This is a genomic window from Neisseria sp. HMSC070H10 (genome assembly GCF_001837635.1).
Classification (GTDB): Bacteria; Pseudomonadota; Gammaproteobacteria; order Burkholderiales; family Neisseriaceae; genus Neisseria; species Neisseria subflava_A.
Genome location: NZ_KV833376.1, coordinates 93,584 through 117,704 on the forward strand (window position 1 = coordinate 93,584; position 24,121 = coordinate 117,704).

A 24,121-nucleotide genomic window follows, 5' to 3' on the forward strand; every position below is an offset into this window, starting at 1 on the left:
ATAGCCCGATATGGACGTTTACGATAAAATATATCGGATTTCGGGCCGTCTGAAAACTTTTCAGACGGCCCTGGCTAACCAAACAAGGTAGTAAACCATGACAGACTCAACCGAAAAAAAATCATTAATTGAATTCCCTTGCACCTTTCCTGTAAAAGTCATGGGCGCAGTTCATCCCGAATTTGAATCCGCCATCTTGGAAACCGTGCGTAAACACGCTCCCGACACCGAGCCGCACCACATTACTACGCGCCCAAGCAGCAAAGGCAACTACACCAGCGCAACCGTCAAAGTAAATGTTGATAACCAAGAGCAGCTCGACAATATCTACCGCGACCTGACTTCACACGAATTGGTAAAAGTGGTGCTGTAATGAAAATCGTGCACAAAGGCTTGGTCGATTACCTGCCGACTTTCGAAGCCATGAAGGCATTTAATGCCTCGCGTGACGAAAACACCGAAGACGAATTATGGGTGGTCGAACATCCGCCCGTATTCACCCAGGGCTTGGCCGGAAAACCTGAACACCTCCTCATTCGCGACGATATACCCGTTGTCCAAATTGACAGAGGCGGTCAAATTACCTACCACGGTCCCGGCCAATTGGTCGTTTATACGATGATCAATTTCAAACGCCGTAAGACCAGTGTGCGCCATATCGTTTCCGCACTTGAGAACAGCATCATCGCCACCTTGGCAGAATACGGCATCGAAGCAGCAGCCGATCCAAAACGTCCCGGCGTTTATGTCGGCGAGCGTAAAATCGCTTCCCTGGGCCTGCGTATCAAAGACGGTTCCGTTTACCACGGCTTGGCGCTTAACGTGAATATGGATTTAAGTCCGTTTACCCATATCAACCCCTGCGGTTATGCCGGTATGGAAATGACCCAAATTGCCGACTTTGTCTCTCCGGCACCCAGTTTGGCAGAAGTTGCAGATAAACTGACCAAGCATTTACAAAAAGAGCTGGCATAAGGCCGTCTGAAAATATTCGACCCCAACACCATCTTTTAACTGCCCCTCTGAACCCACAAGCCCTTAGGTCATAAAGACTACGATAAGCTTTTCAGACGGCCTTTATAACGACAGAAAGAACACATCACCATGAGTGAAGAAGTAAAAAACGACCCCAAACGCGGCATCAAACTAAAAGGTGCAGACAAAACTGCACGCATTCCGATTAAAGTGGTTCCATTGGAACAAAAATTGAAAAAGCCCGAATGGATCCGCGCCAAATTACCGGGCAAGAAATTCTTTGAAATCAAAAATATTCTTCGCGAACAAAAAATGCATACTGTATGCGAAGAAGCATCTTGTCCAAATATCAGCGAATGCTTTACCAAGGGTACGGCCACATTCATGATCATGGGCGATATTTGTACCCGCCGCTGCCCGTTCTGCGACGTTGGCCATGGCCGCCCCAATATGTTGGATCCTGACGAGCCTAAACACTTGGCCGAATCCGTCAAATCCATGAACCTGCGCTATGTCGTAATCACTTCCGTCGACCGTGACGACCTGCGTGATGGCGGCGCCCAACACTTCGCTGACTGCATTAAAGCCATCCGCGAAACCAGCCCGAATACCAAAATCGAAATCCTTGTTCCCGATTTCCGCGGCCGTCTGGACATCGCACTGGAAATCTTGGCAGAAACGCCACCCGACGTGATGAACCACAACTTGGAAACCCATCCAAGCCTGTATAAAAAAGCCCGTCCAGGTGCCAACTACCAACATTCCCTCGAGCTTCTGCGCCGCTACAAAGAAATGATGCCCCATATTCCGACCAAATCCGGCATCATGGTCGGCTTGGGCGAAACAGACGAGGACGTGCGCGAAATCATGCGCGATATGCGTGCCAACAATATCGAGATGATTACCATCGGCCAATATCTGCAACCTTCAGACGGCCACTTGCCCGTCTTGCGCTATGTAACGCCCGACCAATTCAAAGTTTTTGAAAAAGAAGCATACGAATTGGGCTTTACCAATGCCGCCATCGGCGCAATGGTTCGTTCCAGCTACCACGCTGACGAACAAGCAGCCGAAGCTTTGCGTGAAACCCACGGCGGTTGCAGCCATCACTAAGGTTTAAATCATATAAGGCCGCCTGAAAAATCAGGAAACTGTTTTTCAGACGGCCTTTATTTATGCAAAACTCTTTAGATTTTAAAAAAATGAACTTTAGTCGGTTTCTATTAAGCCAATCTTAAGCAATACAAAAAAGCGGCTAAACAGAATAAACACTGTTTGCCGCTTTTTAATTTATTTCTTTATTTACTTCTTCAACAATTTTGCCGCTTCAATCGCATAGTAAGTCAAAATGCCATCAGCACCGGCGCGTTTGAATGCCAATAAGCTTTCCAAAATGGTTTTTTCACCATCCAACCAGCCGTTTTGAATGGCAGCCTGAAGCATGGCATATTCGCCGGAAACTTGGTAAGCGTAAGTCGGTACGCCAAACTCGTCTTTGACTCGACGGACGACATCCAGATACGGCAGACCCGGTTTTACCATGACCATATCTGCGCCCTCTTGAATATCCAATGCTACTTCGTGCAAGGCTTCATCAGTGTTTGCAGGATCCATTTGGTAGGTTTTCTTGTCTGCCTTACCCAAATTACCGGAGCTGCCAACAGCATCACGGAACGGGCCATAGAACGCTGAAGCATATTTTGCCGAATACGCCATAATGCGCGTATGGATATGTCCAGCATCTTCTAAGGCTTCACGGATGGCAAGAATACGTCCGTCCATCATGTCTGATGGGGCAATGACTTGTGCGCCTGCATCAGCATGACACAAAGCCTGTTTTACCAAAACTTCAATGGTTTCATCGTTGAGGACATAGCCATTTTCATCGGTTAAACCATCTTGGCCGTGAATGGTATAAGGGTCCAAGGCAACGTCGGTCATGATACCCAACTCTGGGAATTTCTCGCGCAGGGTTCTTACTACTGTCGGTACCAAGCCTTCAGGGTTATAAGCCTCTTCTGCAAGCTCGGTTTTGTTTTGCGTTACCACGGGAAACAAAGCCAGCATAGGAATGCCGAGCTTCAATGCTTCTTCAGCAGTGAACAACAATTTGTCCAAACTTTGGCGTTTGACACCGGGCATGGACGGGACTGCCTCTTCCTGATTCTGGCCTTCCAATACAAAAACCGGATAGATCAAATCATCTGCTGTCAAAGTATGCTCGCGCATCAGGCGACGTGAAAAATCGTCTTTACGCATACGGCGCATACGGGTGTTTGAGACATAACGCGGAGGGAAATTCATAATAATTGCCTTTAAATGATGAAGTCTTAAAATCAGTCTTCGACTTGACGCATGGCCTTAACCGAACGCTTGATTTCGCTGAGCGTATCGGTTTTATAACCGCTACGTTCCTGTTCGGTCATACCGTTTTGATCCAATTGGGCGATATTTTTCAATGCCTCGGCATACTGGCCGTCTGAAAGTTTTTCCTGTTTGATGTGCCAACGGTTTTTCACTTCGGAAGCCGTCCATAAGCCTACTTTGTTGTAGTAGAACAAAATGCTTGCCGCTAGCGTTTTCATATCGCTGTCAGGCTTGGCACTGCCGATACTGCGGCCGATACGGTTGTTGCGCTGATCGACCGCTTGGTCGGCAAGGTAGCGGCTGAAGTAGTCATCTTTACCTTCACGCAATTCCATATCCGTCAGACGCGCATTACCTGCTTTTTCTGCAATAATGCTGTCGAATTTGGAAGCAATCGCCGCCTGCCACAATGCTTGGCGTACGGCATTGACTTGTGTTCCCCTGCTGTCGCCGTTTGCTTTGTCATCCAAACCTGAACGCTCGGCAAAGCGTGTGGCATTGCTGGTCATATTGATTAAACCTTCGTCTTCCATGCCGATAACTTGGGCGGCTACGGGATGGTTAAGCGCGAATTGAGCCATTTTACTGCGACGGCTTTGATCTTCCTGATACGATTGACAGCCGGACAATACCAGCATGCCGAGAACGGCGCATTGAATGTGTTTTTTAATATGTTTCATGATGTAACTATCGATATTATTGTGTGAGTTCAACTTCTTTGTTTAACATAGAAACGCCCGTAAGCGCAAATTAATTTCCATACGGACAAATCGGCGCATGAATGGCTATTTTATAATAAAAATAAGGCCGTCTGAAAACTTTCAGACGGCCTGAGTATTTTTAACCCAGTAAGCTGCGAATCTGCGGCCAGTAAAACAGGCAGGCTATCGAACAAATAGCAATGCTGATACCGGCTGCATTAATGCTGCTGATTTTTTCCTTAAATATTGCCGCACCAATCAGCGTACCCAAAACAATCACACCAATATTCATACCGGCAAATACCAATGTCGGATTATCCTTCATGATTTGGTGTGCAGAAATGTAGGTAACAATATTCAAAAAGTTCAGGCAGCCTAAAATCATACCGCCCACTATGCCCTCTTTGGTCCATTTGCTTCCTTTGGCAAACAGGTAGCCAAACATCAAGATACCGGCCAAACAAAACGCCACCAGCAAATTACCGGCAAACGCGGTACCGCTTTTCGCCACTTGCTTGAACAAAATATCGATGACGCCGTAGCCGCACCAAACGCCCAAAAGCAGCATTACTTGCGTGCTGAAGCCACCGGATTTCTTGCCGCCATCGCTTTTCCAAAGCAAGAAAAACAGTGCCGTAAATGCCAATACCAAACCGATCAGACGGCCTTCGGTCAACTGCTCATGGAAAAGCGTGAATGAAGCGACAATCGGCAGAAACAGCGATAAGCGTTGCGCCGCATCCGATTTGACGATACCTGCCGCATCGACGGATTTGCCCATAATGACAAACACGCTTGGCAACAAGATGCCCAAGGCCGCAAAAAGCCACCAAGTCGGCAAAAATACCTGCGGATTGCTCAAATCAGGTTTTAACACCAGCATGGTCAAAGTGACGGCAACGATATAGTTCACTGCTACCGCCTGCTCGATATTGATTTTTTGCTTGCGCGCCACTTTCAGCAATACGGAAACCAACACGCTGCAAACGATACTTGCCAATAAATATACCATGCTTTAAAACCATCCTTGAGTGGAAACAGGCTTATCTTCATTCAGTTTAATCAATCCGACGACTACACGATAAATGAGCCAAACACCGGTTGCCGCCAAAATCAGCCAACCGATTAAGATAAGTATGGTCAGCATCCCTAAAACCATACCAATCAAAGACACCCAAAATGTCTTAATCAGATAATCAATATGGCTGGCGTAAATGCTGCCTTGCGCTTCATCGCGTTTGATAAACGCCAAAATCACACCGACGACGGGTGTAAACCAAATAAACAAGCCCAACGCATATGTGACATAGGCAATAAAAACATAGTTTTTCACTTCGGATTTGGACGTATTGACCACGTTCGCCGCCGTATTATTGCTCCCTGTATTATAGTTTGCCGTATGATTGGCTGCCGTATCATTGAAGCTATTATCTTTGACTTCCTGACGTTCATACTGCATAGCCGCATCATAAGCCAGACGTTTTTCCGGATAAGACAATACTTCAAACGCCTGTCCGATGGCTTTAAACCGCTCCGCATCTTTCTGAATATCCGGATTGGCCACCAATTTACCGTAAGCCTCGCGGATAACGTTAATATCAGCATCCTGAGATACACCCAAGATTTCGTATAAATTTAATTGTTCCATCTGTATTCCTATCCTTTATGAATCGACTGCAACATGAACATTTTGCGGATTGAGCGTCCGCAGGTTTTCAGGCTTCATGCCCACGATAAACCCTCGCTTGCCGCCATTGATAAAAATCTCGTCCAGAGCCCAAATACTTTCTTCCACATAAACCGGCAACGCAGTTTTCATACCGAACGGCGACGTCCCGCCGACCAAATAGCCCGTCCATTTCGCCGCCTGATCCGCCGTTGCCGGCTCGATGTGTTTCAAGCCCAGTTCACGCGCCAGATTGCGGGTGGAAATATGTTTGTCGCCGTGCATTAAAACAACCAAGCCTTTTTTATGCTCATCCTGCAGAACGATTGTTTTGATGACCTGATGCTCGGGCTTGCCCGTACATTCGGCAAAACGCGCTGTACCGCCATGTTCTTCATACGCGTAAACATAAGGGACAAAATCGATTTTCTTACTGCGTAAAAAGCGTACTGCCTGCGTAACCGGATATTCTGCTTTACTCATGGGTTGTTTCCCACCATCCTTTTCAGACGGCCCCTCTTAAATGTGGAACGTAAACAACTGCAATGTTACCATACCTTCTTTTTGAAATCAGGAGACAACATGGACATCCGCTATCTTGGTGCAAGCAAACGCTATTCAGAAGCCGTCGTAGCCAACGGCTTGGTTTTCCTCTCCGGCATGGTTCCCGAAAATCCTGAAGCCGACGCCAAAGCGCAAACTGAAAACGTTTTGGCGCAAATCGATTCATGGCTCGCACAATGCCAATCCGACAAAGCCCATATTTTGGAGGCTACCATCTATCTGCCCGATATGAATGACTACGCCGCCATGAACGAAGCCTGGGACGCATGGACAGCCCCTGAACGCGCTCCGGCTCGTGCCTGCGTGGAGGCGAAACTGGCTTCGCCCGACTGGAAGGTTGAAATCAAAATTACCGCCCTTCAAATCAAATAAAGCACAAATATCAGGCCGTCTGAAAACGCCGCTTCAACCAAGCAAGCGCAGTTTTTCAGACGGCCTTTATTCTTTTGCGGTACAATACCGCCCTTAAATTTTTCTATTATTTCAAAGCACAAACAGCCATGTCCAAAAAAACCAAGCAAGAATTAGAAAACAACAAACTCAGCAAACGCCTGCGCCATGCCGTCGGCGATGCCATTAACGATTTCAACATGATCGAACCGGGCGACAAAATCATGGTCTGCCTCTCAGGCGGCAAAGACAGTTACGCCCTGTTAGATATTCTGCGCCAGCTTCAAGCCAGTGCGCCGATTGATTTTGAACTGGTCGCCGTCAATCTCGACCAAAAGCAGCCGGGCTTCCCTGAAGAAGTATTGCCGACCTATCTCGAAAGCATCGGCGTTCCCTACAAAATCGTTGAAGAAGACACTTATTCCACCGTCAAGCGCGTATTGGACGAAGGCAAAACGACTTGTTCGCTGTGCAGCCGCCTGCGCCGCGGCATCCTCTACCGCACCGCAAAAGAATTGGGCTGCACCAAAATCGCCTTGGGACACCACCGCGACGACATCCTTGCCACCATGTTCCTGAATATGTTTTACGGCGGCAAACTCAAAGCCATGCCGCCCAAACTGGTAAGCGACAACGGCGAACACATCGTCATCCGTCCTCTGGCGTATGTCAAAGAGAAGGACTTGATCAAATACGCCGAGATGAAGCAATTCCCAATTATCCCATGCAACCTCTGCGGCTCTCAGCCCAACCTGCAACGCCAAGTCATCGGCGACATGCTGCGCGATTGGGACAAACGTTTCCCCGGTCGTATCGAGTCTATGTTCTCCGCCCTGCAAAACGTCGTTCCATCGCATTTGGCCGATACCGAACTTTTCGACTTTGTCGGCTTGGAACGCGGTCAAAGCCTGAAACACGGCGGCGACTTAGCGTTTGACAGCGAAAAAATGCCGGAACGTTTCTCCGACGGCAGCGAAGAAGACGAAAGCGAAATCAAAATCGAACCGCAAAAAGCCGAACGCAAAGTCATCAATATTTTGGCAAACAAACCCAAAACCTGCGGTTTATAATTCCATTTAATATTCAGACGGCCTTTCGGTAGCTATTTACCGAAAGGCCGTCTGAATATTCATATTTAAAATTTTTCTATTCTTTTTTATCTATTCTTTCCCTGACAAACCGTGCAGCAGCAATCCCAATACGTCTTGCGGCAACTTTTGCGGCGCGGCGGCATAAAGCGCGGTCAGTTGAGGATGGCGCATCAATATATCCGCCTGACGGATAAACAGGTCGATGAGTTCCACAGGCAAATCAGGCTGAATCAGGCGGCGTTGCTGCAGAGTATGGAAGAATCCGCGCATAAAAGCGTATTTTTCTTCGTTCAATTCGTGGAAAAACCGCTCCAGCTCCAAATCGGTATTCTCTTCGATGTCGCGCAGGAAAGCGGCGGAATAAAGTTCTTCAAACGATTGTTTTTGTAGGGAAAACACAGCCTCGGCGGCTTCGCGCAGGCTGCATTGCCGTGCAAGCAGATTTTCAAATTCGGCACGAACGCGGTTTTTCTGCTCGGTAACAATTTCCTGCAAGAGTGCGTTTTTACCGCTGTAATATTTGTAAAAAGTGACGCGGCTGACACTGGCCTCGGCGCAGATACTGCCTACGGATACGGCGGAAAAGCCATGTTCGCGGAATAGGCGGCGGGCGGTGTCGGCGATGGTTTGTTGTTTGCTGGCGGTCATGACGGTAAGAAGATTTTGATTTTGTTCATAAAGGGTTTTCATTAAAGTTATCCGCAAGTCGGATACTCATCATATTTCCCCACGGCGGCAATGGCAATACGGCGGCGTTTCAGACGGCCTCTTTCCTTATTCCTTCACTGCCCTACTGATAGAGGCTGTCGGATGCTTAGCAGGCCAAATTCATGAAGATTACAGAATCTGCCTCCTCCAACCTTCTCCCAAAAATAGGAGAGGGATTTTTTTGGACAATTCACAAGATAAGAGGGAAGTAAAGTGAATGATAAACACTTGCATTCCTGTTTCTTATTTCTTATACTTTACATTAATAGTTTGTTTTATGTAAATATGTAAACACAAATATTTGCATACTGACGGAGCAATTGGATTACCTGATGTTCAATCCACCCCGACGTATGCCGTCTGAAAGGATAAGGAAATGCAGAAACACACCCTCCGCCGCCTCCCCCTATTGATTGCTGCCGCTTTCGCCTCCGAATGGATTTATGCCGCCGATGCGGTGCAAGATGCGGAACAGGTGCAGTTAGAAGAAGTCGTCGTCACCGGCGAACGCACCAACCGCAGCGGCTTTGAAACCGCCACGTCCAACCGCGTTTTCTCCACGCCGAACATCGACCGCAGCGGCCACAACCTTTCCGCAACCGACCTGCTCAAACAGACTGTGAACACGGTGGACTTGGGTAGCGGCAACGATTTGCCGACCGTGCGCGGCGTGGACGGCTCCGGCCCTGCCGTCGGTGCGGTGGTGTTTTTTGCGGGCACGCGGCCGCGCCTGAACCTGTCCATAGACGGCCGCTCCGCCACTTACAACGAATACGCCTTCGGCACGCAGTCGCTGTGGGATATGCAGCAAGTGGAAGTCTTGCGCGGGCCGCAAAGCCATGTGCGCGGGCAGAACGCTGTGGCGGGCGCGGTGGTGATGCGTTCCAAAGACCCGACCAACGAATGGGAAGGTGCGCTGCGCTTGGGTTTGGGCAACCAGAAAACGCGCAACATTGCCGGCGTAGTGTCTGGTCCGATTGTGAAAAACAACCTTGCCTTCCGCTTGAGCGCGGAACGGCAGCAGCGCGAAAGCTACGAGCCGTTCGTGTCCTATGAGCCGACCGGCAACCCGCGCCGCGTGGAAAACTCCAACGTGCGCTTCAAACTCCTGCTCACGCCCGAAAGCCATCCCGATTTTTACAGCCGCCTGACGCTGAACCACATCCGTTCGCGCGCGCCGCAAAACGAAATCATGGGTAACACCGCCAGCCGCCGTTTTTTAAAAGAAAAGCCCGTGTTCGTAACCGGCTCGACATCAGGCATCTGGGACGTATCGTGGCAGCTTAACGACTATCTGAAACTGGAAAACAAACTGGTTTACGGCCGCTACCACAACGAGCGGCTGCATCTGCCGATGACCGTCAGCCCGCAAGGCGTACCCGCCGAACTCAAAGGCCGCGAACTGCAATGGGAGCCGGTATTGCATTTTTCCAACAAAGGCCGTCTGAAAGGCCTTGCCGGGCTGCACTACTTCCACAGCAAACAAGACGAATGGGTGGATATCCGCAGCGTCGGCGGTCGCAACACCTTTGATGACCGCAACAACGTGCGCGCTCTGTTTGCCGAAACCACATACAGCCCCAGCGAAAAATGGGACATCACTGCCGCCGCCCGCCTTGAAAAAGAAACGCACAAACGAAGCGGCGGCAGCGGCGCACTGCACCTCGATTTAGACAAAGGCCAGACCGTGTTCCTGCCCAAAATCGACATCGCTTTCAAACCCACCGACCAATGGGTCAGCGGCATCAAAGCCGCGCGCGGCTACAACCCCGGCGGCGCGGGCATCACCTTCGGCCGCCCCGTCGTAACCTACACTTATGAACCCGAATATGTGAACAACTACGAGTGGTACACCCGCTGGCGCAGCGCAGACCGCCGCCTGCAACTCTCCGGCAACCTGTTCCTGAACCACTACCGCGACATGCAGCTTCCCTTCTATCTCGGCACCAACTCCGTCGTCATCCGCAACGCCAAAAAAGTCCACACATACGGCGCAGAACTTACCGCCGACTGGCAGGCGACCGACAGCCTGAAACTCACCACCGGACTGGGGCTGCTCAACACCAAAATCAAAAGCTATCCCGACAGCGGTATCGAAGGCAACAAACTCGGCCGCGCGCCCAAATACACCGCCAACATCGGCGTGAAATACCTGAACGACAAAGGCTGGGAAGCCGGCGGCGATGTGCGCTTCTACGGCGGCTACTACTCCGCTGCCGACAATGCCGAATCAGGCAAAATCAGCGCATACAACCAAGTCAACCTCTACACCGCCTACAACTTCAAACAAGGCCGCGTCTCGCTCTACGCCGACAACGTGTTCAACCGCCGCCAACCCATATTCATTTCCAGCGCCGACCGCCAAGACGCGCTCTACCAACGCCCCAGAAGCATGGGCGTGAGCGCGGAATGGAAGTTTTAAATGAAGCTGAAATGATGGAGGCCGTCTGAAAAAACATAGGTCGGACATTTATGCCCGACCTACCGTTTATTCCTCCAAAACACCCAAAGGAATCCCATGCACTACTTCACCCCCGCCAAAACCCTGCCCGAAGGCACCATCTACCTGACCGACCTGACCCACGTCGCCGACTTCGCCGACTGGCTGACCGAATTCGAAACCCTGTTAAACCAAAACCCCCGCTTTGCCACCGTCTGCACCCCGATGCGGCGGCAGGTGAGCGACGAACAGCGCATTGCCGATCGCAAAACCTACATCGAATGGATAAAGGCACACCGGCCGCAACTGTCCGAACGCTGCGCCGCCATGCTCCTTATCGAACCCGACGCGGCGCAACTGGCGTTCTTCCGTGAACAATCGTCCAAACTCGGCCCCGCGCTGGGTGTGAACTACATCGTCGAAGCAGATGAAACAACCGCCCTGCTTCGTGCAGAAGAAGCGTTGAAGGCCGTCTGAAAAGATACTAAACCTATTTAAATACAAATCAAGTATTGCCACCCAATATGTTCAGACGGCCTTGTCCCTTTATTTGCCTCATCTTCAAAAGAATCATGTGATGTCCGACAATCAGACTTCCCCAAACTCACGCGACTGGCTGCTGCTTATCGGCGGCAGCACTTACAAATTCACGCTAACCGGTTTTTATCTGGTCGCGCTGGTCGCTATTTTGAAAAATCACGGTTACAGCCTGAACCAACTGAGCTGGATACATTTAATCAGCGGTATCGAAGCGGCGAAGGTATTGTTTGCCGCACTGATGGAGCGGCGGCCGGCAGGGTGGTTCGGGCGGTTTCGCGGCTGGCTGCTGGCGGCGACGCTGGGGCTTTCGGCAGTATTCGGACTGATGGCCTGTACCGACATAACGCAGAACTTCGCGCTGCTTTTGACCTGCTGCGTACTGCTCTCGGCGATGTCGGCGGTGTACGGCTGCGCGATGCTGGGTTTGTCGTGCATCGTCCTGCCGCACCGCGAACGCGGTTTCGGCGGCGTGATTCAAACGATGGCGGCACGCGGCGGCAAGATGATCGGCGGCGCGCTGGTATTGTGGCTGTATCAGGAATACGGACAGACGGCGGCGGCCGGCTTTATGCTGGCGTTCAGCCTACTGATGCTGCTGCAACTCTTGTACTACCGCGAGCCGGAAAGCCCGACGGCGCAAGGCAGTTGGACAGCGTTGGCGGCGCGGCTGGTCTCCTTTTGGCGGCAGCCTGAAACGGGCTGGCGATGGCTGGTTTTTCTATTTGCCGTTGCCGCGCCATATGCGTTTATGGCGGCAACTTTTGTACCCAAGCTGGCGGATTTGGGCTTCACTCCGAAACAGACGGGCGGAATTTTGGCGGTAGGTATTCCTGTTGCCTGCCTGATTGTGACGCCGCTGTCGGGCTGGTTTTCGCGCAATTATCCGCGCCGCAAACTCGTGTTCCTGCTCTACGCGCTGCAACTGCCGCTTTTGGCGTCCATGACCGCCATCGACGCGCTCGCCCGCGTCCACCCTTGGCTGCCGCCCGCGCAAATCATTGCCCTGAGCCTGAGCTACACGCTGCTGCTGCCGGTGATACTGGCCTTGGTGATGGACAAATCCGACCGCGCCACCGCTGCACTCGACAGCAGCCTGCAATTTTCCGTCGTCCTGCTCGGCAGTTACGCGGCCGGTTTCGCCGCCCTACGTCTGGCAAAGGCTATTGGTTATACAGATGCGTATTGGGTTGCAGTGTGCTTGGCCGTATTGGTAGGCCTGCTTTTATATTTGAATAGAAATTTATTCAATCATTCAGAGCGTGATTCACAATAATTCGCTCAGATATTTATCTATTGATTTTAATTGGGCACTCCTCCGGATAATTTTTCATTTTATTGCACAATCTCTCATGAAAATATAACAAAACGTGCCCATAATACTGCCGTTATTACACTCTTAAATTCAAAAGGAACCTCATGACTGCTGTTCTCATCGTTCTCGGCTTGATCGCCATTGTTGTCGGCATTTTAGGCACGATTTACCCTGCCTTGCCCGGATTGGGTTTGATGTTTGGTGGCGCATGGCTGTTGGGTTATGCCGGCGATTATCAAGTGTTTGGCTCGGGTACGCTGACCTTTTTGGCCATCGTTGCCGTATTCGGTACTGCGATGGACTATGTGGCGGGGGCATTGGGTGCAAAATATACTGGAGCAAGTAAAACCGCGGTTTGGGGTGCATTTATCGGCGGTATCGTCGGTGCATTCTTCTCTATTCCCGGCTTGTTGCTCGGCCCTTTGACCGGTGCGGCCATCGGAGAATTTATCGCACGCAAAGACACTTGGCAGGCAGGCAAAGTCGGTATCGGTACGTTTATCGGCTTCATCATCGGCACTGTGGCCAAAATCGGCTGCGCATTGACCATTGCAATGACCATCCTGTTTGTTTGGTTGGCCTCGTTGTTCTAAGACAAAACATTAAAGGCCGTCTGAATTTCAAGCATTCAGACGGCCTTATATATTGCGTTCCATCAGGGGCGCATATTCTTAATTCTTGTAAAGCCCCTTAACTAAGCCAGTGAAGGGGCTTTAATTATGCTTATTTTCTATACCGTAAATCCCGAACCAGTATCTTTTCCAAAGTCTTATATCCTCAAAGTTTTCAAGGATATAAATGATGAATCTCAATGTGTCAAAACCCTTTGCTTTCCTATTTCTTATCCAGCTTTAAAACACAAGGCTGAAAATGCCGCAAACGAATGCGGAAGACTTCTAGTAAGGGAATTGATGAATGAGGAATTTAGACGTGAAAGCTTGGGAAGATAAAGCCGTGGCGGTAGGCACAGACATGGCGGCCGCGCCAGCGGACGGCAAGGCTGCGACAACCGCCGAAGGCTGCCCCCCTAGGCTAATAGGGGGGGAGCAAAATAAAACCCCTAATCCGAAGGGTGCGGAAAAATCGGAGAACCAAGACTTCGAATTTGAATATTTCAGCCATTTCGTATCGGATGGAAAAGGTAAATTCATTGAAATACCGTTAAGAAGAGGAAGGGATGACGGCGCATTTATTGACCAAATCACTTTCACAATTCACGAAGACAGTTTGCCGAAAGTAACAGGTAAAGGATTGGTATCCGATACGGAATTCGTTGTGAAGTATAGCGAGCTGTTAGAAGAAATTTTAGGTTTTGGTATTACACAAAAATTACCGTTCAAAGGAAAGTTTTTCTATAAAAGCTGTTACCAACTTGGCCCGGATAACGTCGAATACGGAAAAGTTCATTACGGCGGTCAGAGAGAAACAATGCTGGTTGAATTGAATGGTACAGGTTGTCAGGCTGCTATACCCGGTTGGGAAAACCGACTGTATGAGTTTTTAAGTAAGTGCATTCGTCCAAAAATTACCCGTGTTGACGTAGCCCATGATTTTTTTAATGGCGAATACACACCCGATCAGGCATTACTTGATCATGATAACGGTCATTTTGACGTGCATAACATGAGGCCTAAAAGCGAATGCCGAGGTACTGCATGGCGCAATGATGATGGTAGCGGCAAAACATTTTATGTAGGTAAACGCGGAAATTCTAAATTTACACGTGTTTATGAGAAAGGAAAACAATTTGGCGATGTTAACAGTCCTTGGGTCAGGTTTGAAACTGAATTTCGGGCGGGCGATATAGAAATTCCCTTAGATGTTTTGCTTTATCCCGGTTCGTATCTTGGTGGTGCTTATCCGATATGTACGGCGATATTCAAAACAGAATCCAAGCGGATGGATGCCAAGACAGAAACAGTAAATCTATCTTTCGATCATAAACTGTTTCATGCGCGTAATCAGGTTGGAAAGATGGTTAATTTCCTCCGCGATATAGGCTGGGATGATACAAAAATCGTCGATGAACTTGTAAAAGGCATTGAAGGTTATCCCAAAGGGTTACAACCTGAACAATACGATTGTAGAGATCAGACACAAAAGATTCAGTATATACACGAAGAGCAAAAAGCAATTGATGATTTGAACATGCAAACATTACTTGATGATTTGCTTGATGAGAAAGAAACCGCATTCCCACAAGATAGGGAAAAACAACACATTAAAGACATCGAACTCGAAGAGAAAATTATTTCAAATTTTTTAAACAAGTAAAGGAAATTCAAAATGTTTGAGCAAAGCCAAGTAACCACGTATTCATCAACCCTGTTGGGCGCAAAACAATTTAAAGGCGAAATCGACGGTAACAAAATCGATTCTTGCACTGTTTTGGTAGCCAGCCCCATGCCTTCAAACGGCAATGCCGTAGGCTTTACCGCGGCAAGCATGAAATTTGGCGATAGCCATAATTTCGACAAGCTGAAAAATCTTAAATTCCCATGCGCGGTTGACGTAACCGTTGCAATGGAATCAACAGGTAAAGGCCTTGTTCCAAAATTGCTTGATTTTCAGGTTAAAGGCGCAGCGCCCAAAGCCTAAGAAAGGCTGAATCATGAGTAAGTATCAGCAAAAATTTATTGTACAAGAACTCGAAAACCATGAATTTATCTATCCCGATCCATTCGGCGATATTGGCTTTACGCCTAACATTAAATCTGCCGGTCAATATGAAAGTTATGAAGATGCTTTCAGTTCGGCGATTGAAGAAATCGGCGGCGAATTTTTAATTTTCAGTTTTTATACAAAAGAAGATTAAGTTTAAGAGGCTCGGCGGGCGGTCTCTAAAACCTTCACATAGCCCGCAAACACATTTTTTTAAACATTTCGTTAAGGAAAACATCATGAAATTGATGAACACTTGCCGTAAATACGGCGCAAAACTGGCCGTTGTTGCCGCTGCTCCTCTGGCTTTTGCTACTCAAGCATTGGCCGAAGTACCTGAAAGCGTTAAAACCGACTTGGCTACTGCAAAGACTGACGCATTATCCGTTGCGGCCATCGTACTGGGTATTATCGCTTCAATCTTCGCTATCCAGCTGATCCGCCGCGTATTGCGCTAATTTGAGGCATATTTCAGACGACCCCTTAAAGGTCGTCTGAATACTAATTGACATGAGAATTTAAATAATGGGCTACCAAGTCGGAAATAATTGTTACGCAACCCGTCAGGATGCCGAAAACGTCTATTTCAGTTTAGTGCCTCCCAAAATTGGCGATGACGGAAAGTTATATCAGCTTAATTTTACTAAGTTTGGCTGGAAATATGGGGAGCAGATTTTAAAAGCTGAATTGCCAGAATGTAACCCGATAGACAGCATGAAGGACGGATCCTATATAGGCTGGTCAGTTGTTGCCATCATGGCAGCGGTTTGGGGTATCAGGTTGATATGGCAGAAATTGAGATAGAACCATGATGGATTTTTATTTTTATCTTGGTGTGTTTGTTCCGGTCGTGGTGGGCTGGATGATTTTTAAATAGGTAGTGATAGGTAGTGATATGGACGATGATTTTGAGTATGAACAAGGGGCTAGTTATGGTGGAGCAGATTATGGCTTCGGTGATTTTATGGAGCCTGACTCTGATCATGAAACGCACGAAGATTATATGGATAGGGTTTGGTCAGATGGTTATGACCAACATCAGGATTATTTAATTTTTCTGATTGATGCCGGTCTTATGCCAGAAGATAGTACGGTTGAAGACATGATAGCTAGTGGTTATGGTTCGTTTTAATGAAGAAGCGATATAATCTAACTTTCAGCAACCATTACGAAAGTTAGATTATGTTTTATATTTCAGAAGAAGAATTGAGATTTAAAAAAGATACGAATCCTAATTATTCAAATGAAAAATTGTGTCATGTGTTTATGACTGAATTATTCAATTTGAAAAATTTGTATCCGTTCCATAATTTTATTGAGATTGCAAAAAACGCAATGCAATATTATTTGAACAGAAGTTACTTAGATGAAGTAATTGTATTTTTTGAAGATTGTTCAATTCTGAAAGTGAATTTCAAAAAAGATGGGTTTGAGTGGTCTGAACATTATGATGAAGATATTACAACGGCTTTTTATTACGGTCGTTATACTTTTAGGGTTTAATTTTTCGTTCGCTGATGTCGACATACACGTTGAAAAAAATGGTCGTATGCGTGTACCGGCTGGCGGATTTAATCAGAATGGGATACGCCCTTGGATGTATCTTGATAATAATGGACCTAAGTTTCATCATGAATATGTTTCAAGATTTGATAAATCACTTCACGTCCGTGAAGCCTCCACCGGTCTCCGCTCTGCCTCAACTGTCCCCGTAACGTTAGAAGCTAGAGTATCCCGAAAAGCCGTCCTTTCAGGCGCATTTGGCCTGGTAAAAGCAGGCGCAAAACTTGCTTTAAAAGCTGCTCCTTATGTTGGTGCTGCTTCATATGCTTATGATGCCTATCAGGCCGTTAATCCGTCTCTTGAATCTGCTGGATATGAATACAATGATGTAAGCAACGAGTATTTAAAAGTTTATAAAGATGCTTTATGTACGATTGATAAAGATTCCTGTGTAGGCGTTGATACATCTGTTATGCGTGCATTAAGTAAAGGTGGCGTTAGTGAAAAACAAGCTCAACAATTATTATTAATGCAAGTTGAATCAGAATTTAAAAAGTATTTTGATAATGTCATAAAACCTAATGAGCCAGATATTTATTTTAAATATTGTTTTTGGCTCGATGGCGTAGCTTGTGAAACCAGTAAACAATCTAGGTATGGTTATTATTTTCAAAATAGAGCTTTAACAAAAATTTTAGAAGAGGATGAATTTTTAAATATTGCTACCCCTTCAATTGATTCAAATCCTACGCCATTTGTAGAAGGCACAGGCAGACCAGAATATAAAGAAAACATAAAAGTCCCTGCCGGTACTGTTGTAACCATTGGCCCTGTCACTCCCGAAAATGGCAAGCCGGTGCAAATTACCATTACTTTCGGCCAAGATTCAAATGGCAATACAACGGCAAATGTTGCAACAACACAGCGTCCTGATTTGACACCGGGCGGATCTGAAGCACCCAATAAAAAGCCTGATCCAGATCCTGCGCCTAATCCTGATGGCAAGCCTGATAAAAAACCTGATGATAAACCCGATCCAGATGGTAATCCTGATAAACGTCCAGATGATGATCCATCTGATAAAGATAAAGATAAAGATAAAAGAAAAGAAGATAAAAAAGATGACAAGAAAGAAGAATCAAAAGGGTTACTATGTAATATTTTCCCTGACATATTAGCTTGTTCAGAAAAAGGCGATGTAGAGGAACAAGAAGAACCTTTCAAAATTCCTCATACAAATAACGATACAACATTTAGCCCTGATTTCTTCCTACCCGATAATGGTGTTTGCCCTGCTCCAAGAACTGCAACCTATTTGGGCATAACGATGGAATTTAAATATGACATGATTTGTAATTTTGCCGAAATGATCCGATTCCTTGTGATTGGTATCGCTGCGGTAGCAGCAGCATATATCATGTTTTCAAGTAGAAAGGACTAAAGCATGAAAGCTGCGTTTTTCGCCATATTACAAAGGTTATTAACCTATATTGTTGCAAAAGTATTTATTGCCCTTGGTATTAGTTTTGTAACTTATACGGGTTTTACAGTTGGATTAGGTTTTATAAAAGACTACGTAAAAAATCAGTTCAACTCAATGCCATCAGACATACTTCAAATTGTCATGATGGCAGGTTTCGGCCATGCATTAGGTCTGATATTCGGTGCATTTGCATTTAACGTTGCCATGCAAAGTATTAGCAAACTGTCATTTATTCCAGGGGGAAAAGCTAAATGATTATTTTACAAACTGGCGTACCGGGTAGCGGAAAAACTGCATCTGTTGTTAATATGCTGATGACAGACGAAAGCTACACCCACTTTACCGACAAAGACGGCGTAAAGAAAAAACGTCCATTGTTCGTCAACGGCATTCCTGAATTGAAGGTAGAACATGAAGAACTTACAGATGAACAAATTAAAGAAAAGCCATTTCAAGATTTTCTCCCTTATGGCTCGCTCGTCATCATAGACGAAGTGCAAAGGCTGATGGGCACACGTTCAGCAGCTTCAAAAGTACCTCCATTTATAGAAGCTTTGGCATTACATCGACATCATGGTTTAGATATTGTCCTGATTACTCAACATCCAACTTATCTTGATAGTTTCGTAAGAAAGCTCGTTCAAAGGCATATGCACGTTTCAATCAAGCCAGTGGGACGTAAGCTTTACGAATGGAACGAATGCGTTGACCAGCCCGATAGCAGCGTAAATATTGCCAAAGCCATTGAGCGGACGTTTGTCGTCCCTAAAAAGTCCTTCGGCATGTATAAATCCGCCGAAGTACACACTAAGCCTAAACGCCGCATACCCAAAAGCCTGATATTCGTCGTCTTGTTTATACCGCTGTTGATAGGCTTTACCCTTTACACGATAAACAACATGAGCAAACGATTTAGCGCGGATGAACAGCAAACAACGTCAACAATAGCCGCATCCGATGTAGATGGCGTAGAACCAAAAACTAGTCCTGCGACTGCCGATATAGGGCAAAATCTCAAACCTGAAGATTTTGTACCTACACTCGTCGAAAAACCCGAAAGCAAACCCATCTACAACGGCGTCCGCCAAGTCAAAACATTTGAATACCCTGTTGGCTGTGTCGATGGCGGCAAAAGCGGATGTACCTGTTACTCAAGCCAGGGCACACCGCTGAAAGAAATCACAAAAGTCATGTGCAAAGACTACGTCAAAAATGGCTTGCCGTTTAACCCGTACAAGGACGAGCATCAAACCGTACAACAGCCACAAACAACACCTCAGACAGCCTACGCACCTGAAAATGGACAAGTGCTTACAATGGGCGGTAAAAGCCCTCAAAACCTGATGTATGACGGCTATGTTGAAGCAGGCGAAAAAACAGGATTCCAAAACGGTGCAAAGGTCGGCAGTTAAGAGATATTTATTTAATTGTTGATGTAGCCTAAGCGGAATCAACGGTTAAATAAATATCAACGGGGTGCGGGAACTCCTGCCTTTTTGAAATTGGGTAAATTAAATTGAAACCTGTAAATCGTTTTAATTAAGGCGGTTTACAGGTTTTTGTTTAAGCGCAAAACAAAAGCCTGGGCGGTTTAGACAGTATAACGGCCAAAGTTAAAAACTGAAGAAAAGATATGCCGAACCGTCTAATTACCTTAAAGATTGAATATCATCATAGCCATTGAAGGCTGAATAAATAAGGAAAATGAAATGAATGTAATAGGTTTAGACGTATCAAAAGACACCATAGACGCAACATTGATTACAACTAAAGGAAGCAAAGACTATATAAAAATATCCAATAGTACAGAAGGATTTGAGAATCTGATTAATTGGATAAAAACAAAAAGAATCAGAAAAATTGCCATAAGTATGGAAGCAACAGGCATTTACTACGAACAGGCGGCAGAATATTTGAGCGCGCTATATACGATCTTTGTCATTAATCCCTTAAAAATTAAAGAATACGCAAAAAGTCAGTTTAGCCATACCAAAACAGACAAAGCAGATTCAAAACTTATCGCCGAATTTGCAAACCGACACTTAGACAAACTGACACCGTTTAGGCCGTCTGAAAATCCCATACTCTATAAGCTGGTTAATCTGCTACAACAACTAAAAGAACAGCAAAAAGAAACACTAAACAGGTTGCATACCGCAAAAGACATCTACATAAAATCAACCCATGAAGCAATCATAGAACTGCTTGAAGAAAAAATAGATCAGACATCAAAGCGGATAGAAGGCATGATAAAGCAGAAAGAAAGCCTAAATATCGAATATCAAAACCTGCAAACCATCCCGGCAATAGGAAAAGAAACTGCAGTAATCCTACTAAGACACTTGACAGATAAAAATTTTGAAACAGCAAATAAATTTGTAGCCTTTGCCGGCCTAAGTCCAAAAATTGAACAATCAGGGACAAGTGTCAATAAAAAAGGCAGATTGAGCCGATACGGACACCGGCAATTAAAACGCGCCTTGTTTATGCCTGCCCTTGTTGCCTATCGTATGGGTGCATTTCCTCAACTTGTCAGAAATTTGGAATCGGCAAAAAAGCCTAAGATGATAATCATCGTTGCACTAATGCGGAAATTGGCAAAAATCGCCTTTTATATACACAAGACTAAAAAGCCGTTTGATAAAGCGCGACATCAGACTGTTTAACGAATTTATACAAAACAAAACGGCTGTAAAAACAGCCGTTCTTTGTCGTTTCTGTTGGAAATGCAATAACTAAATACCTATTAAAAACAGAAACATAATAAATTAACTTATTTTAATAATTGACAGGCCAATATATCATCTTTTCATTTCACTGTTTATTTGCCGCAGCAGGCTTTGTACTTTTTACCGCTGCCACATGGGCAAGGATCGTTGCGCCCCACTTTTTCGCCTTCGCGGCGTACGGTTTGCGGTTTATTGATGATGGCCTGCCAATACCAGTAAATATCCAGCAGGACATGTGGCAAATCAGACTCCAGCTGGGTCAGCTCTTTTTCATTCAGATGCGAGATGACTTCGCCGTTTTCCTCATCGTCATAGATGCCGCCCAAAGCCATAATCGGATAGAACAAATCTTCAAACTCTTCCTGATCGACTGCTTCAAACCAATCGGTAGGCACAATATCCAGTGCATAAAGATAGGCGTTACACCAAGTGTAAAAATCTGGATTACCGGCTTCATCTTCATAAAACCACAAATCAGGCAGGGTTTTCTCGTTAAGCTTCATGCGCATATCGGCAGCCATTGCCATCACCAAACGTTCGATTTCAGTGCGCTCTTTGGCATCAAACAAAGACTCTTCACCTAAAATCTCAGGCAACCAGTTGGTCGGATTCAAAGCATCTGGGCCACTCAACAATGCCATCATAAAACCTTGAACCTCATCACAACGCATGGTGTTGTGGGCTTCAGATTTGGCATCCAGCAATTCCATCAATCGGCTGCGTGCCGCTTCATCAAAAGTCAGTATTTGCATTTTTGTTCCTTAAAATAAAATCGTATTATTGTTTTCAGACGGCCTGGGCATGGATACGCTGCCGCATTTGTTCAAACAGACAAACCGTCGCCGCCATCGCGACATTCAATGATTCCGTTTGTCCCAACATGGGGATTTTGACACAGGCATCGGCCTTCTCTTTTACCGTTTCGCTCACGCCGCTGCCTTCATTGCCAAACACCCAAGCACAAGGTTGACTGAGGTCCATCTCATACAAACCGATATTGCGACCGCCCAAGGCAGTTGCCCAAATTTGATGCTGATACGTTTCCATCCAAGCGGATAATTCCACTCGGCTGAAAATAGACAGCAGAAAATGCGCGCCCATCCCCGCTCGCAACACTTTAGGCGACCAGATATCCACGGAATCATTGCCGCACACAATTTGCCTGACTCCGGCCGCCGCTGCGCTGCGCAAAATCGTCCCTGCATTGCCGGGGTCTTGTACCCGCTCCAATACCACGCAATCGCCGTCTGAAGGCAAACCTGCCCGCTGCGGAATATCAATCCAAGTCATCACATCATCGGCATCGGTCAAACTGGTGATTTTAGACAGCGCTTCGTTACCGACCCAAGTAATCAACCCCTCGTCCAACTGCGCTGTAATTTCTTGAATTTCAGGATGCTGCTGTTTCTTTTCAGGCAGATAAACCTGTTTGGGCGTACCGCCGCTTTGCAAATAAGTTTGCAGCAGATGTACGCCTTCCAATACGGTTTCGCCGCTTTCACGCCTTGCTTTGGCCTGCGTCAGCAGACGGAATAAATGTTTGAGCTGTTCGTTTTGAGCAGAGGTAATCAGTTTCATGGAGCGCATTATAACTGTTTTGACTTCATTGAAGCTATGCTTTCAGACGGCCTGACGGTTTCACTTCAAAAATAAAAAAACCTTGCAATGAAGCAAGGGTTTTACATGATTTCATTTTTTACTGCACAACAGTCTGCTGCTCATTTTTTTGCTCGGTGCGGACAGTCGGATGATTTTCAATTTTTCCGTCTTTTGCCGCATTCGGCACAACAGTCTCGCCAGGCTCGGAAGCCGCTTTATCACTAGGCGTACCGCTCACTGGAATGATATTTTGGGCAGGCTGAGTATTAGACTTCTCCGCAACCGGCATAGCGTCACGAGAAGATTGCGGTGTAAATTGCCATACTGCAACAGCAATCGCACACACGCTGGCAGCGGCTGCGAAGAATTTGAAGAAGCCGCTATTGGCCGCTTCACGCTGAGCATATTTTTCCTGTTTACCTTCAGCTTGAGGCACTGTAAATGCTTTGCTTTGCATGGTTTCACCGGTAACACTCGCCGCCGCACCCTGACGGATACAGTCGCCGATAATGTGGTACTCATGCCAAGCGCGCAAGGCTTCCTCATCTGCCAATACGGCATCCAGCATCTCATCAGTCAATGCTTCACCGTCCATCAATGCAGACACATACTCCAATGCTTTATTTGTTTTGTCGTTCATTTTTATTACCACCTTTGATCTTCAGAAGTATCCAACAGCGGCCGCAAATCTTTTGCAATCAGTTCACGCGCTCTGAAAATACGCGAACGTACAGTACCTATCGGACAATCCACTACCCGAGCTATTTCTTCATAAGACAAGCCATCCATTTCCCTAAGCGTAATGGCTTGACGCATATCGTCTGGCAGTTGCGCGATGCTTGCTTCGACGGTCTGCAAGATTTCCCGATTCATCATTTCAGCTTCCGGCGTATGGTAATCCGCAATCTGATCGGTTAAATCAAGAACATCTCCCTCCTCATTGGCTGCTTCCGAGCTGACAAAAAACTGGCGACCCGAAGTGGTCAGAAAATTCTTTGCCGTATTGATACCGATACGGTACAGCCATGTATAAAATGCACTTTCTCCACGAAAATTTGCCAATGCACGATAAGCCCTAATCATTGCCTCTTGGGTTACATCGTGTACTTCGTGCTCATCCTGAATAAAACGGGAAATCAGTCTGTTTAGCCGACGCTGATACTTGGACATCAGCATCTCGAATGCCTTATGGTCACCTTTCTGTGCGCGCTCCACCAAAACTTGATCTATTTGGCGATCGTTCATATTCAACCTTTAATCGTTTTACTGCTTTAAACCAAAAATAGTAAAGCGTGCTGTGCACAGTAAAGACAGCAACGCTTTGAAATAGTTCCACGAGATTACACTCAATTGCCAAAGTTTATTCGTATAGATACTCTAAGATTGACCATA

30 protein-coding genes are annotated in these 24,121 nt (G+C 46.5%); 20 read left to right on the top strand and 10 right to left on the bottom strand.

From position 1 onward, the window contains the following. Positions 1–97: 97 nt before the first annotated feature. The 3 genes from HMPREF2606_RS06315 (at position 98) to lipA (ending at position 2,088) form a co-directional block, all read left to right on the top strand. Positions 98–373: an HP0495 family protein gene (locus HMPREF2606_RS06315; protein ID WP_049328369.1), complete on the top strand. Its 276-nt coding sequence runs from the start codon at positions 98–100 to the stop codon at positions 371–373. Beyond that, positions 373–975 carry a lipoyl(octanoyl) transferase LipB gene (lipB, locus tag HMPREF2606_RS06320; RefSeq protein WP_070843451.1) on the top strand — a complete coding sequence of 201 codons (603 nt, stop codon included), beginning with the start codon at positions 373–375 and terminating at the stop codon, positions 973–975. The genes HMPREF2606_RS06315 and lipB overlap by 1 nt, the downstream gene beginning before the upstream one ends. Before the next feature lie 129 nt (positions 976–1,104). Further along, a complete protein-coding gene (gene lipA / locus HMPREF2606_RS06325) occupies positions 1,105–2,088 on the top strand; it encodes a lipoyl synthase (protein ID WP_003683323.1) in 984 nt (327 codons plus the stop codon). 189 nt (positions 2,089–2,277) lie between these two features. Here lipA and hemB read toward each other — a convergent pair whose 3' ends face one another. From hemB to ybaK, 5 genes are all read right to left on the bottom strand, one after another. Beyond that, the gene (gene hemB, locus HMPREF2606_RS06330; RefSeq protein ID WP_070585386.1) at positions 2,278–3,279 is read right to left on the bottom strand and encodes a porphobilinogen synthase; all 1,002 of its coding nucleotides are present in this window, start codon (positions 3,277–3,279) and stop codon (positions 2,278–2,280) included. A gap of 32 nt (positions 3,280–3,311) precedes the next feature. Next, positions 3,312–4,022, bottom strand: a complete 711-nt coding sequence (locus HMPREF2606_RS06335; protein WP_070585388.1) for a DUF6973 domain-containing protein — start codon at positions 4,020–4,022, stop codon at positions 3,312–3,314. Between the two features lie 160 nt (positions 4,023–4,182). Further along, on the bottom strand, positions 4,183–5,055 hold the full coding sequence (locus HMPREF2606_RS06340; protein ID WP_070843452.1) for a DMT family transporter: 873 nt from the start codon (positions 5,053–5,055) through the stop codon (positions 4,183–4,185). Between the two features lie 3 nt (positions 5,056–5,058). Beyond that, positions 5,059–5,691 (bottom strand): DnaJ domain-containing protein, encoded by a 633-nt coding sequence (locus tag HMPREF2606_RS06345; RefSeq protein WP_070712873.1) that lies wholly within the window; start codon positions 5,689–5,691, stop codon positions 5,059–5,061. A gap of 15 nt (positions 5,692–5,706) precedes the next feature. Then, positions 5,707–6,192: a Cys-tRNA(Pro) deacylase gene (gene ybaK / locus HMPREF2606_RS06350; protein WP_070585395.1), complete on the bottom strand. Its 486-nt coding sequence runs from the start codon at positions 6,190–6,192 to the stop codon at positions 5,707–5,709. Positions 6,193–6,291: 99 nt separating this feature from the next. Here ybaK and HMPREF2606_RS06355 point away from each other — a divergent pair, with 99 nt between their 5' ends. Both HMPREF2606_RS06355 and ttcA read left to right on the top strand, forming a co-directional pair. After that, complete coding sequence (locus tag HMPREF2606_RS06355) at positions 6,292–6,645, top strand: RidA family protein (RefSeq protein WP_003683286.1); 354 nt, start codon at positions 6,292–6,294, stop codon at positions 6,643–6,645. A 128-nt stretch (positions 6,646–6,773) separates the two neighbouring features. Beyond that, a complete protein-coding gene (ttcA, locus tag HMPREF2606_RS06360) occupies positions 6,774–7,733 on the top strand; it encodes a tRNA 2-thiocytidine(32) synthetase TtcA (protein WP_070712998.1) in 960 nt (319 codons plus the stop codon). A 90-nt stretch (positions 7,734–7,823) separates the two neighbouring features. Here the strand turns inward: ttcA and HMPREF2606_RS06365 are convergent, their stop codons facing one another. After that, entirely contained in the window at positions 7,824–8,444 is a 621-nt protein-coding gene (locus tag HMPREF2606_RS06365) for a TetR/AcrR family transcriptional regulator (protein WP_070712871.1), read from the bottom strand. A 394-nt stretch (positions 8,445–8,838) separates the two neighbouring features. On the opposite strand from HMPREF2606_RS06365, the gene HMPREF2606_RS06370 reads away from it, so the two are divergent. The 15 genes from HMPREF2606_RS06370 to HMPREF2606_RS06435 all read left to right on the top strand — a co-directional run bounded on the left by HMPREF2606_RS06370 (position 8,839) and on the right by HMPREF2606_RS06435 (position 21,067). After that, a complete protein-coding gene (locus HMPREF2606_RS06370) occupies positions 8,839–10,884 on the top strand; it encodes a TonB-dependent receptor (protein WP_070712778.1) in 2,046 nt (681 codons plus the stop codon). Positions 10,885–10,980: 96 nt separating this feature from the next. Then, positions 10,981–11,379 (top strand): hypothetical protein, encoded by a 399-nt coding sequence (locus tag HMPREF2606_RS06375; protein WP_063068105.1) that lies wholly within the window; start codon positions 10,981–10,983, stop codon positions 11,377–11,379. Positions 11,380–11,479: 100 nt separating this feature from the next. Next, the gene (locus HMPREF2606_RS06380; protein WP_070712775.1) at positions 11,480–12,715 is read left to right on the top strand and encodes an MFS transporter; all 1,236 of its coding nucleotides are present in this window, start codon (positions 11,480–11,482) and stop codon (positions 12,713–12,715) included. Positions 12,716–12,858: 143 nt separating this feature from the next. Next, positions 12,859–13,347, top strand: a complete 489-nt coding sequence (locus HMPREF2606_RS06385) for a DUF456 domain-containing protein (protein WP_070712772.1) — start codon at positions 12,859–12,861, stop codon at positions 13,345–13,347. A gap of 379 nt (positions 13,348–13,726) precedes the next feature. Further along, complete coding sequence (locus HMPREF2606_RS06390) at positions 13,727–15,028, top strand: replication initiation factor domain-containing protein (RefSeq protein ID WP_168165905.1); 1,302 nt, start codon at positions 13,727–13,729, stop codon at positions 15,026–15,028. A gap of 12 nt (positions 15,029–15,040) precedes the next feature. Continuing rightward, positions 15,041–15,352 carry a hypothetical protein gene (locus HMPREF2606_RS06395; RefSeq protein WP_070712770.1) on the top strand — a complete coding sequence of 104 codons (312 nt, stop codon included), beginning with the start codon at positions 15,041–15,043 and terminating at the stop codon, positions 15,350–15,352. 13 nt (positions 15,353–15,365) lie between these two features. Beyond that, positions 15,366–15,569 (top strand): hypothetical protein, encoded by a 204-nt coding sequence (locus tag HMPREF2606_RS06400; RefSeq protein ID WP_049336678.1) that lies wholly within the window; start codon positions 15,366–15,368, stop codon positions 15,567–15,569. A gap of 85 nt (positions 15,570–15,654) precedes the next feature. Next, positions 15,655–15,873: a major capsid protein gene (locus HMPREF2606_RS06405; RefSeq protein WP_070843453.1), complete on the top strand. Its 219-nt coding sequence runs from the start codon at positions 15,655–15,657 to the stop codon at positions 15,871–15,873. Between the two features lie 67 nt (positions 15,874–15,940). Beyond that, complete coding sequence (locus HMPREF2606_RS06410; protein WP_036472918.1) at positions 15,941–16,219, top strand: hypothetical protein; 279 nt, start codon at positions 15,941–15,943, stop codon at positions 16,217–16,219. A 91-nt stretch (positions 16,220–16,310) separates the two neighbouring features. After that, positions 16,311–16,547, top strand: coding sequence for a hypothetical protein (locus HMPREF2606_RS06415; protein ID WP_070712767.1), 237 nt, complete (start codon positions 16,311–16,313; stop codon positions 16,545–16,547). Positions 16,548–16,597: 50 nt separating this feature from the next. Next, entirely contained in the window at positions 16,598–16,918 is a 321-nt protein-coding gene (locus HMPREF2606_RS10730; protein ID WP_049344886.1) for a hypothetical protein, read from the top strand. After that, positions 16,863–18,359 carry an IgG-binding virulence factor TspB family protein gene (locus HMPREF2606_RS06420; RefSeq protein ID WP_070843454.1) on the top strand — a complete coding sequence of 499 codons (1,497 nt, stop codon included), beginning with the start codon at positions 16,863–16,865 and terminating at the stop codon, positions 18,357–18,359. The genes HMPREF2606_RS10730 and HMPREF2606_RS06420 overlap by 56 nt, the downstream gene beginning before the upstream one ends. Positions 18,360–18,362: 3 nt before the next feature. After that, positions 18,363–18,656, top strand: a complete 294-nt coding sequence (locus tag HMPREF2606_RS06425; RefSeq protein WP_049337051.1) for a DUF2523 domain-containing protein — start codon at positions 18,363–18,365, stop codon at positions 18,654–18,656. After that, positions 18,653–19,813, top strand: a complete 1,161-nt coding sequence (locus HMPREF2606_RS06430) for a zonular occludens toxin family protein (RefSeq protein ID WP_070843455.1) — start codon at positions 18,653–18,655, stop codon at positions 19,811–19,813. The genes HMPREF2606_RS06425 and HMPREF2606_RS06430 overlap by 4 nt, the downstream gene beginning before the upstream one ends. A gap of 297 nt (positions 19,814–20,110) precedes the next feature. After that, on the top strand, positions 20,111–21,067 hold the full coding sequence (locus HMPREF2606_RS06435) for an IS110 family RNA-guided transposase (RefSeq protein WP_070712745.1): 957 nt from the start codon (positions 20,111–20,113) through the stop codon (positions 21,065–21,067). Between the two features lie 155 nt (positions 21,068–21,222). Here the strand turns inward: HMPREF2606_RS06435 and HMPREF2606_RS06440 are convergent, their stop codons facing one another. From HMPREF2606_RS06440 to rpoE, 4 genes are all read right to left on the bottom strand, one after another. Continuing rightward, entirely contained in the window at positions 21,223–21,882 is a 660-nt protein-coding gene (locus HMPREF2606_RS06440; protein WP_070712743.1) for a YecA family protein, read from the bottom strand. A 34-nt stretch (positions 21,883–21,916) separates the two neighbouring features. Further along, on the bottom strand, positions 21,917–22,708 hold the full coding sequence (locus tag HMPREF2606_RS06445) for a TrmH family RNA methyltransferase (RefSeq protein ID WP_070712759.1): 792 nt from the start codon (positions 22,706–22,708) through the stop codon (positions 21,917–21,919). A gap of 118 nt (positions 22,709–22,826) precedes the next feature. Next, positions 22,827–23,369 (bottom strand): sigma-E factor negative regulatory protein, encoded by a 543-nt coding sequence (locus HMPREF2606_RS06450; RefSeq protein WP_070712741.1) that lies wholly within the window; start codon positions 23,367–23,369, stop codon positions 22,827–22,829. 5 nt (positions 23,370–23,374) lie between these two features. After that, the gene (gene rpoE / locus HMPREF2606_RS06455) at positions 23,375–23,974 is read right to left on the bottom strand and encodes an RNA polymerase sigma factor RpoE (protein WP_036493687.1); all 600 of its coding nucleotides are present in this window, start codon (positions 23,972–23,974) and stop codon (positions 23,375–23,377) included. Positions 23,975–24,121 lie beyond the last annotated feature (147 nt).

Excerpts from the sequence above, each read along its gene's own strand:
- HMPREF2606_RS06315 (WP_049328369.1), top strand. The coding sequence starts at position 98 with ATGACAGACTCAACCGAAAAAAAATCATTAATTGAATTCCCTTGCACC.
- lipB (WP_070843451.1), top strand. The coding sequence starts at position 373 with ATGAAAATCGTGCACAAAGGCTTGGTCGATTACCTGCCGACTTTCGAA.
- lipA (WP_003683323.1), top strand. The coding sequence starts at position 1,105 with ATGAGTGAAGAAGTAAAAAACGACCCCAAACGCGGCATCAAACTAAAA.
- hemB (WP_070585386.1), bottom strand. The coding sequence starts at position 3,279 with ATGAATTTCCCTCCGCGTTATGTCTCAAACACCCGTATGCGCCGTATG.
- HMPREF2606_RS06335 (WP_070585388.1), bottom strand. The coding sequence starts at position 4,022 with ATGAAACATATTAAAAAACACATTCAATGCGCCGTTCTCGGCATGCTG.
- HMPREF2606_RS06340 (WP_070843452.1), bottom strand. The coding sequence starts at position 5,055 with ATGGTATATTTATTGGCAAGTATCGTTTGCAGCGTGTTGGTTTCCGTA.
- HMPREF2606_RS06345 (WP_070712873.1), bottom strand. The coding sequence starts at position 5,691 with ATGGAACAATTAAATTTATACGAAATCTTGGGTGTATCTCAGGATGCT.
- ybaK (WP_070585395.1), bottom strand. The coding sequence starts at position 6,192 with ATGAGTAAAGCAGAATATCCGGTTACGCAGGCAGTACGCTTTTTACGC.
- HMPREF2606_RS06355 (WP_003683286.1), top strand. The coding sequence starts at position 6,292 with ATGGACATCCGCTATCTTGGTGCAAGCAAACGCTATTCAGAAGCCGTC.
- ttcA (WP_070712998.1), top strand. The coding sequence starts at position 6,774 with ATGTCCAAAAAAACCAAGCAAGAATTAGAAAACAACAAACTCAGCAAA.
- HMPREF2606_RS06365 (WP_070712871.1), bottom strand. The coding sequence starts at position 8,444 with ATGAAAACCCTTTATGAACAAAATCAAAATCTTCTTACCGTCATGACC.
- HMPREF2606_RS06370 (WP_070712778.1), top strand. The coding sequence starts at position 8,839 with ATGCAGAAACACACCCTCCGCCGCCTCCCCCTATTGATTGCTGCCGCT.
- HMPREF2606_RS06375 (WP_063068105.1), top strand. The coding sequence starts at position 10,981 with ATGCACTACTTCACCCCCGCCAAAACCCTGCCCGAAGGCACCATCTAC.
- HMPREF2606_RS06380 (WP_070712775.1), top strand. The coding sequence starts at position 11,480 with ATGTCCGACAATCAGACTTCCCCAAACTCACGCGACTGGCTGCTGCTT.
- HMPREF2606_RS06385 (WP_070712772.1), top strand. The coding sequence starts at position 12,859 with ATGACTGCTGTTCTCATCGTTCTCGGCTTGATCGCCATTGTTGTCGGC.
- HMPREF2606_RS06390 (WP_168165905.1), top strand. The coding sequence starts at position 13,727 with ATGGCGGCCGCGCCAGCGGACGGCAAGGCTGCGACAACCGCCGAAGGC.
- HMPREF2606_RS06395 (WP_070712770.1), top strand. The coding sequence starts at position 15,041 with ATGTTTGAGCAAAGCCAAGTAACCACGTATTCATCAACCCTGTTGGGC.
- HMPREF2606_RS06400 (WP_049336678.1), top strand. The coding sequence starts at position 15,366 with ATGAGTAAGTATCAGCAAAAATTTATTGTACAAGAACTCGAAAACCAT.
- HMPREF2606_RS06405 (WP_070843453.1), top strand. The coding sequence starts at position 15,655 with ATGAAATTGATGAACACTTGCCGTAAATACGGCGCAAAACTGGCCGTT.
- HMPREF2606_RS06410 (WP_036472918.1), top strand. The coding sequence starts at position 15,941 with ATGGGCTACCAAGTCGGAAATAATTGTTACGCAACCCGTCAGGATGCC.
- HMPREF2606_RS06415 (WP_070712767.1), top strand. The coding sequence starts at position 16,311 with ATGGACGATGATTTTGAGTATGAACAAGGGGCTAGTTATGGTGGAGCA.
- HMPREF2606_RS10730 (WP_049344886.1), top strand. The coding sequence starts at position 16,598 with ATGTTTTATATTTCAGAAGAAGAATTGAGATTTAAAAAAGATACGAAT.
- HMPREF2606_RS06420 (WP_070843454.1), top strand. The coding sequence starts at position 16,863 with ATGATGAAGATATTACAACGGCTTTTTATTACGGTCGTTATACTTTTA.
- HMPREF2606_RS06425 (WP_049337051.1), top strand. The coding sequence starts at position 18,363 with ATGAAAGCTGCGTTTTTCGCCATATTACAAAGGTTATTAACCTATATT.
- HMPREF2606_RS06430 (WP_070843455.1), top strand. The coding sequence starts at position 18,653 with ATGATTATTTTACAAACTGGCGTACCGGGTAGCGGAAAAACTGCATCT.
- HMPREF2606_RS06435 (WP_070712745.1), top strand. The coding sequence starts at position 20,111 with ATGAATGTAATAGGTTTAGACGTATCAAAAGACACCATAGACGCAACA.
- HMPREF2606_RS06440 (WP_070712743.1), bottom strand. The coding sequence starts at position 21,882 with ATGCAAATACTGACTTTTGATGAAGCGGCACGCAGCCGATTGATGGAA.
- HMPREF2606_RS06445 (WP_070712759.1), bottom strand. The coding sequence starts at position 22,708 with ATGAAACTGATTACCTCTGCTCAAAACGAACAGCTCAAACATTTATTC.
- HMPREF2606_RS06450 (WP_070712741.1), bottom strand. The coding sequence starts at position 23,369 with ATGAACGACAAAACAAATAAAGCATTGGAGTATGTGTCTGCATTGATG.
- rpoE (WP_036493687.1), bottom strand. The coding sequence starts at position 23,974 with ATGAACGATCGCCAAATAGATCAAGTTTTGGTGGAGCGCGCACAGAAA.